This is a genomic window from Microcystis sp. M_QC_C_20170808_M3Col (assembly GCF_007095505.1).
In the GTDB taxonomy this organism is placed as follows: domain Bacteria; phylum Cyanobacteriota; class Cyanobacteriia; order Cyanobacteriales; family Microcystaceae; genus Microcystis.
Window position 1 is genome coordinate 1 of the sequence record NZ_SFBY01000345.1, and the last position, 7,554, is coordinate 7,554.

The window sequence follows — 7,554 nt, forward strand, 5'->3', positions numbered from 1 at the left end:
GCGTAAGACTTCTGTTAAAGAAGCAGCATCCCGTGAAGCGTCAACCCCGTTCAGCGACCACCCTAAAAAAGTGGCGTGGTGAGGAATCGCCGTCCGTTTTACGGCGGCGAGGATGTCAAGCCCACCGCTTGCTTAAAAATTGTAAAGCAAATTGTCCCAAGCGGCGAGCAACTCTGGCAGGGCAGCGGCCGACCAATTGCCCTCACAACCGCGACCTTGATAGAGAATGAATCGCAGGGAATAATTATCGGGAAATCCGTCCGCTTCTACCCATAAAAGCTCACTTTCCGCTTCACAAGCAATTCTTTCTTCATCCATTAATTCTGTGGCCATGGCCGCCATAGTTGCGGTCAATTGTGATAGTAACCGACGCAAATCTTGCCACTCGGACTCGGTCAATTCGATCGCCCAATTATCGCCACCAATTAATCCTTTATAAATGGCCGCATTAGGATTCCAACCGAGTCGCCAACCTGAACCATATTTGAGAATTTTTTCCATAATTTTCTAGAATTTTAATAGGTCGGCATCTCCCGGTTTTGATAAAGATGGACGACGGGGAGAAGGACTAGGAGAAGGACTAGGAGAAGGACTAGGAGTGGGGGTTTCTTGGGGGAGAATGGCGGGGTTATAAATTTCGACTAGAAGGGTGACTAACTGCTGCCGTTGACGACGATTAAGACTGTTAATCGCTTTGATATCGGCAGCCATGGGATTAACGGTAAGGGTTGCTTGTCCGGGATAGTTTTCTTCGTTGATTTTCTCGTTCACTCCTAGATAATCCCCTAGGGTTAATTGCCAATCAAAACGGATGAGAGTAAACCTTTTTTTTGTATCTTGATGATAACGAAGAAAGCGACTTATTAAAGTATTATTCGGATCGATCGCTCCTGTATCTCGACGGGTATAGTTGTTTTCTTTCGGTAAATCTGGCATTGCTTGATAAATTTGTTGAGCAACTGTTTCGGGTCGTTGAATTTGGCTCATCCCGGTGGATTGCCACGATAACCACCAGATAATTATCCCCATTCCTAGACAAAATACTAATAATATTATTCGCTGAATTTTTAGCTTTTGAGGGAATTTTAAGAGCATATTAATCAAGAAAAAGTTGAAGTTAATTATCTAGCACCAGTGGGAATTTTTCAGGAACAACTCAAGGGATTGTGAATATTATAAATCTAACAATACCCAAACTCATCTAACTGTAACACCTAGGCTCAAAGTTACCCCAGGCATCCCCATCATAGCAAAGACTGGACACGATCGAGAGGCCAGTAAACTTTATAGGCTTGACCAACGATATAACTTTCCGGCAAAAAACCCCAAGCATGGGAATCAAAACTATGGTTACGATTATCTCCCAAAACAAACAGGGTTTTTGGGGGTACAGTCACCAATTCTATTTCATAATTGGCCAACTCGGCGTTGTAGGGTTCCTCGATAACTTGCCGGTTGAGATAAACTTTACCCCTGCGGATTTCAATGGTATCCCCAGCAATAGCGATGACTCGTTTGATAAAAAAATCTCCAGAATTAGGCTCTAGTTGCTTAATTTTTTCGGGAGTTCTAAAAACAATTATATCGCCTCTTTTCGCTTGATAATTACTGGATTGACTGACGAAAATGCGATCACCTACTGTGAGGGTAGGCAGCATGGATTCGCTAGGAATCTCGAAAAATTCTATTCTTTGATGTAACCAATCGGGAAAATAATTACAGATAATTCCCCAAGTAAAAATTGCTGCCACCATCAGCGCCAAAATGGAACGATAGGTGTGACGATGGGGATGGAATTGATCGGGGAAAGTGTGATAAACATGATAAACAGCGATCGCTGTAATTAAAGGGTTAAGAAAGAGGATATAGGCAAAAAAATGATCCATTTTCAGGGTAATCAGGGATATAGTCAGAAAAATTATCCCTAAGATCACCTTATCGGCGTACAATTGCCCTAACCCCGGTATAATCCGGTTAGCGAAGACGGCAAACCATGGGTTTTTTTGTTGGCGCGGAATTTTCTCTAAGCTGTTATTCTGTCTGGAATAATAAACAGTCCAGTGAGCGTCAAAAATATTGCTAATGTAAACGATAACCAGAGCAACTATTCCCCCTAATCCCCAGCTTACAGGGCCATTGTGGCTAAAAATTGACCAAATTGTCACAATTATTAATATTACTTGAGCGATTGCCAAAAGGGTTGCTTTCTGGTTTTTGTTAGCATACCATTGTCCCAAACCGGGGAAGAACATCGAGAGATTGACAGCTAACCAGGGATCTTTTGCTTGTGAATTAATCGCATAAGGACGAGAAACAGCCGAAAAAAGGGAGGGTTTGCTCATAGTATAGACCTATTGCCAATTCATTCAACAGTAAACAGTAAACAGTAATCAGTAAACAGTAAACAGTAATCAGTAATCAGTAATCAGTAATCAGTAATCAGTGAACAGTTAACTGAAAACTCACATCTGATAACTGGTAACTGATAACTACTATAGCAACCAACAACACTTAATGCTTTTACTTCAATTTAGCACATCTCATTACTGTCGCAAAGCTCGTTTAGCTCTAGGTTATAAGGGGATTGATTACCAAGTAGAAAATCTCACCCCCGGACTACATATTCTCAAACTCAGGCCCCTAACTAAAGGGTTAACCACTGTCCCCGTTTTAATGGCAGCAGATGAGATTATTGCCGATTCTACTGCCATTTTAAAATATTTAGAAAAAGTAGTTCCTTTCCCCTCTTTTATTCCCGATGGGGAAAAGGAGAAAAATCAAGCTTGGTTACTAGAGGATTGGTTAGATGAAACTATTGGAGTGGAGACCAGATTTGTCTATTATGATTATCGCGCCGGAGAGGGAAAAGCGATCGATCCTTCCCTGAGTAGTCAAATAATTATTAATATCGTGCGACAACAATATAAAATCACCCCAGCAAGGGTAAAACTAGCGGAGGAGCGACTAGAAAATGCCCTCAAGATTCTAGAATATTGGCAAAATCAGCCCTATTTGGTGGCGGATAAATTAAGTGTAGCCGATATTGCCGCCACTGCCCTACTCAGTCCTCTGGCTCTAGTTCCCAGTTATCGTCAAAAATATCCCTGGTTGTTTGCTAGAATCGGGGAAATTCATCAACAGTGTCGGGAAAAATTGCCCCCCGGTTTAAATTAAATGAAGCGAACGACAAAAATTATCATCCTCATCTCTATCGGTTTCTTATCGCCCCTAAAAGCCCTTGCTTTGCCCGCTCCTGAAGATATTCCCGAAGAAGTTTTACGAGCAGAAATTATCACTTCGGCTCGATCGCCCCTTGATAATCAACCCCTAACTGCGGCAGAATATGCTTTACTAGAAGAACAATTAGCCACCAGCATTTATCCCCCCCAAATTAATCCCAAGATTCGACAATTAATTGCCCTGAGAAGATTACAAAAATTCCTCCAGATATTGATACCTTTCTACCGTTAAAATCAAAATAGTCAATCTCCTTTGACAAGAGTGCCTATGCTAACCGAAAAGTTAGAGAGGATTGGAGCAAGGCGATCGCTTTTATCGCCAGCAGACAAAAATCCCGTGTTATGATTAATGAAAAAATCATAAAGTTTTGTAACAAACCTTGACTGCTATCCTCCGCCCCCAAGAAAAGCCGCTGCTTAATCGTCCTTGGTACTCCCTGTCCCCTCTCTGGCAAGGAGACGAAACCGATGTTAAACAAGGTTTACCCCATAGCCAACTCGCCCCCCCGTGGCAGATTTTAATTCTCGGCGATGGTTCTCCCACCCGTCATTTACAACTTTTAACCGGTGAAAAAACGGAAGTAGATGTGATCGATATGTCCCCCATCGGCGACGATGAGGATGGCGCACCGATGAAAATTAGCCTGATTCCGGGGCCGAGATTGCGTCGTCAAGTCTGGTTACGCACAGCTAGTGGTCAAAGGTTAGCCTATGCCGCTTCTTGGTGGTCTGTCAATCAAGTGGACGAATATCTGGAAAATCGTTCCCTACCGATTTGGGAAAGTCTCTCGCGGCTGCACACAGAATTGTATCGCGATGTGCAGGGACTTTATTACGGTCATTCCCCGGAATTAGAAATAGCTTTTGGGGAAAAAGGAGCATTTTGGGGTCGTCATTACCTATTTTGGCACGCTCGCCAACCCCTTACCCTGATTTACGAGGTTTTTTCTCCCTATCTCCGTAAATACCTCGGCGAAATGAGAATTGATCAATTAGAATAACTGCTGTAGATATTTCTAAGTAGTTCAATTAGTTAATCTTTGGAGAGAATTAAATGATTTTTCTCCGTTAATTTTGCCATCCAACCCGGTTCAATCACAATCGTGCTAATTTTTTCGATAATAATTGCAGGTCCTGCCAGACAATCAAAAGGTTGCAGATCTGAACGCTGATAAATTGGCGTTTCCCGCCATTGATTAGCCATAAAAACCGCTACTCGATCGAGGATAGGAGGTAATTCTCCCATCGGACGGGAGCGAGTTAAAATTGCTTCTTTGGGACTGTCCATAGTCTGGATCAATTCCACGGCAATCGACTCAATAATTAAAGCTTTTTGTTCTTGCTTAAACCCATAACGTCTTTGATGTTCCCGTTCAAAATCCTGACGCATTTGATCGCTCAAATTAACCGCTAAAGTGGCATCACTGCCTTGATATTTTAAACTAACTTGCTGCCGCACCTGATTATAACCCTCTAATTCCCGACCCGCTAAAACTTCTAATTCGTTCATTTCCGTGAGCAACTGCCCGATTAAATCGGCATTTAACCCCTGTTCGATCGCTTTTTCTTTAATTACCCTCAAATCGGCCAAACCCATGCCGTAGGCGCTTAAAACCCCAGCGTAGGGATGGAGAAAAATACTTTTCATTCCCAGAGTATCGGCAATTAAACAGGCCACTTGACCCCCGGCACCGCCAAAGGTACAAAGAGTATAATCACTGAGATCATAACCCTTTTGTAGAGAGATTTTTTTAATCGCATTAGCCATATTTTCCACGGCAATTTGAATAAACCCCGCCGCCAACATTTCAGGACTATTATTACCCCCCATTGTTGCCGCTAATTCTTGAAACTTTGTCAGCACAATCTCTCTATCTAGGGGTAAATTTCCTTCTTGTCCAAAAATAGCAGGAAAATAGGCGGCTTGAATTTTTCCTAACAAAACATTAGCATCGGTAATTGTTAATGGTCCACCCCGTCGATAACAGGCAGGTCCAGGATTAGCTCCGGCACTTTCTGGTCCGACCCGAAAACGATAACCATCATAGACTAAAATCGAACCCCCACCAGCGGCCACGGTGTGAATACTTAACATCGGCACTCGCATTCTTACGCCAGCAATTTCGTTATCTGTTTGGCGCTCGTATTCCCCTTGAAAATGAGAAACATCGGTGCTAGTTCCTCCCATATCAAAACTGATAATTTTGCTAAATCCCGCCCTTAAACTGGTTTGTACTGCCCCGACTATTCCCCCCGCAGGACCGGATAAAATGCTATCTTTGCCCTGAAATTTATCGGCGGTGACTAAACCGCCATCGGATTTCATAAATAGCAAGCTAGTCTTCGGTAATTGCTGGCTAATACTATCAACATAGCGGCGTAAAATTGGCGATAAATAGGCAGAGACTACCGTGGTATCTCCCCGGGATACCAGTTTCATTAAAGGACTGACTTGATGGGAAATGGCTAGGTGAGTAAAGCCGATTTCTTCGGCAATGGCTGCCACTTGTTTTTCGTGGTCGGGATAACGATAACTGTGCATAAAAACAATCGCACAACTTCGGATACCCGCTTGATAAACTGGTATTAAATCGGCTTTAACTTGGGCGGGATTAACGGCGATTAATTCTTGTCCTTGACTATCGTACCGTTCGGCCACTTCGATAACTTGTTCGTATAATAAAGAAGGCAGAATAATTTGACGGGCAAAAATATCGGGGCGATTTTGATAGCCAATTCTCAAGGCATCTTTAAAACCTTTGGTGATTAACAAAACCGTGCGCTCTCCTTTTCTTTCTAACAGCGCATTGGTGGCTACCGTTGTTCCCATTTTAATCACTTCGATGTTATCTAGGGAACCGCTAATATCTTTGATCCCTTGAATGACTGCATCTGAGTATTTTTCGGGATTTTCCGAGAGCAGTTTATAGAGAACAATCCACTGCTGATCGGCAAGGGGAACAATCAGAAATCTAGCGGCATCTCTAGCTAGTTGTTCAATAATTTCTGGTCGATCGATTATCGCCACGATATCGGTAAAAGTTCCCCCTCGATCGATAAAAAATTTTAACATAATCCCTTCCAGGTCTCAGAATCAATTAACAATTGCGCCTAATCCTTTTAAAATAAACTAGATTGATTTATCTGAGTAAGCAAAATGTCCACAGGAATCGCTATCTTAGGGGTAGGACGTTGGGGAGTCCATTTTGTCCGTCATTTTTCTCAACATCCCTCAGCGCAAGTAGTGGCGATCGTTGATCCCTCCCCTGAAAAACTTCATCTCTGTCGCGATCAATTGAATCTCGATACTAATAAAGTTATTTTAGCGAATGACTGGGAATCAATTCGTCTTCACCCCGAAATCTCGGCTGTAGTCGTCGTTACTCCCGCCATCAGTCATTATCCCCTGATTAAAGATGCTCTTAATTTAGGTTATCACGTCCTCGCCGAAAAACCCTTAACCCTCAATCCCCAAGAATGTGCCGAATTAACGGAATTAGCGGCGCAAAAACAGCGCATTTTATTAGTTGATCATACCTATCTTTTTCATCCCGCCGTTATCACCGGACAAAAAGTCCTGCAATCTGGGGGTATCGGTAAACCTCTTTATGGTTATGCCACTCGCACCCACTTAGGCCCCGTCCGTCAGGATGTGTCCGCTTTGTGGGATCTAGCTATTCACGATATCTCGATTTTTAATAGCTGGTTAAATAGTACACCAATATTAGTTCAGGCGAGGGGAACCTTCTGGCTACAACCTAATCTAGCCGATTTAGTCTGGTTAACCCTGATCTATGGCGATGGTTTTCAAGCGACTATTCACCTTTGTTGGTTGAATCCCGATAAACAGCGACGATTAGCAGTAGTTGGCAGCGAAGGGACTTTAATTTTCAATGAATTAGACTCTCGATCGCCTTTAACCCGACAAAAGGGCTATTTTGAACGTCAGGAAGCCTATTTTATTCCCCGGAGACAAGAGACGGAATCTATCCCTATTGCCGATGGTGAACCCCTGAAAGCATTGTGCGAACATTTTTTAGAGTCAGTGGCTACGGGTGTCGATTCTCCTGTGTCTTCGGGATCGGTAGCGACGCAATTAGTCAAAATCCTCCAGGCAGCAGAATTATCTCTAGCCAGAGGTGGAGAGATTGTGCGCTTAGAATAGGGAAAAATGGGTTCGATAAGCTGTTGACTATCTAGGGTTTGCTGAATAAATCTAAAAACCTTATCCAACAAGGTTTTTAGACTTTTTTGACCTCAAAAAGTGCCGACCCTTGGAGTGATTGGGGGGAAAATTCCGGGACTTTTTCCCTGA

General features: G+C 43.0%; 8 protein-coding genes. 4 read left to right on the forward strand and 4 right to left on the reverse strand.

The window, feature by feature from the left end; all coding sequences use genetic code 11:
- Positions 1-132: 132 nt before the first annotated feature.
- The 3 genes from EWV84_RS15755 to lepB all read right to left on the reverse strand — a co-directional run bounded on the left by EWV84_RS15755 (position 133) and on the right by lepB (position 2,342).
- Positions 133-501 carry a DUF1818 family protein gene (locus EWV84_RS15755; RefSeq protein WP_287078762.1) on the reverse strand — a complete coding sequence of 123 codons (369 nt, stop codon included), beginning with the start codon at positions 499-501 and terminating at the stop codon, positions 133-135.
- A 6-nt stretch (positions 502-507) separates the two neighbouring features.
- Complete coding sequence (locus EWV84_RS15760) at positions 508-1,095, reverse strand: hypothetical protein (RefSeq protein ID WP_287078763.1); 588 nt, start codon at positions 1,093-1,095, stop codon at positions 508-510.
- A 149-nt stretch (positions 1,096-1,244) separates the two neighbouring features.
- Positions 1,245-2,342, reverse strand: coding sequence for a signal peptidase I (gene lepB / locus EWV84_RS15765; protein ID WP_287078764.1), 1,098 nt, complete (start codon positions 2,340-2,342; stop codon positions 1,245-1,247).
- Positions 2,343-2,514: 172 nt separating this feature from the next.
- Between lepB and EWV84_RS15770 the strand changes: the two genes are divergently transcribed.
- From EWV84_RS15770 to EWV84_RS15780, 3 genes are all read left to right on the forward strand, one after another.
- Positions 2,515-3,174, forward strand: coding sequence for a glutathione S-transferase family protein (locus tag EWV84_RS15770; protein ID WP_286826971.1), 660 nt, complete (start codon positions 2,515-2,517; stop codon positions 3,172-3,174).
- A complete protein-coding gene (locus tag EWV84_RS15775) occupies positions 3,175-3,471 on the forward strand; it encodes a glutathione S-transferase (RefSeq protein ID WP_286826972.1) in 297 nt (98 codons plus the stop codon). It abuts the gene before it with no gap.
- A 148-nt stretch (positions 3,472-3,619) separates the two neighbouring features.
- Positions 3,620-4,240: a chorismate lyase gene (locus EWV84_RS15780; protein WP_286826973.1), complete on the forward strand. Its 621-nt coding sequence runs from the start codon at positions 3,620-3,622 to the stop codon at positions 4,238-4,240.
- Positions 4,241-4,272: 32 nt separating this feature from the next.
- Here the strand turns inward: EWV84_RS15780 and EWV84_RS15785 are convergent, their stop codons facing one another.
- Positions 4,273-6,312 (reverse strand): hydantoinase/oxoprolinase family protein, encoded by a 2,040-nt coding sequence (locus EWV84_RS15785; RefSeq protein ID WP_287078765.1) that lies wholly within the window; start codon positions 6,310-6,312, stop codon positions 4,273-4,275.
- 84 nt (positions 6,313-6,396) lie between these two features.
- Between EWV84_RS15785 and EWV84_RS15790 the strand changes: the two genes are divergently transcribed.
- Complete coding sequence (locus tag EWV84_RS15790) at positions 6,397-7,404, forward strand: Gfo/Idh/MocA family protein (protein WP_287078766.1); 1,008 nt, start codon at positions 6,397-6,399, stop codon at positions 7,402-7,404.
- Positions 7,405-7,554 lie beyond the last annotated feature (150 nt).

Excerpts from the sequence above, each read along its gene's own strand:
- EWV84_RS15755 (WP_287078762.1), bottom strand. The coding sequence starts at position 501 with ATGGAAAAAATTCTCAAATATGGTTCAGGTTGGCGACTCGGTTGGAAT.
- EWV84_RS15760 (WP_287078763.1), bottom strand. The coding sequence starts at position 1,095 with ATGCTCTTAAAATTCCCTCAAAAGCTAAAAATTCAGCGAATAATATTA.
- lepB (WP_287078764.1), bottom strand. The coding sequence starts at position 2,342 with ATGAGCAAACCCTCCCTTTTTTCGGCTGTTTCTCGTCCTTATGCGATT.
- EWV84_RS15770 (WP_286826971.1), top strand. The coding sequence starts at position 2,515 with ATGCTTTTACTTCAATTTAGCACATCTCATTACTGTCGCAAAGCTCGT.
- EWV84_RS15775 (WP_286826972.1), top strand. The coding sequence starts at position 3,175 with ATGAAGCGAACGACAAAAATTATCATCCTCATCTCTATCGGTTTCTTA.
- EWV84_RS15785 (WP_287078765.1), bottom strand. The coding sequence starts at position 6,312 with ATGTTAAAATTTTTTATCGATCGAGGGGGAACTTTTACCGATATCGTG.
- EWV84_RS15790 (WP_287078766.1), top strand. The coding sequence starts at position 6,397 with ATGTCCACAGGAATCGCTATCTTAGGGGTAGGACGTTGGGGAGTCCAT.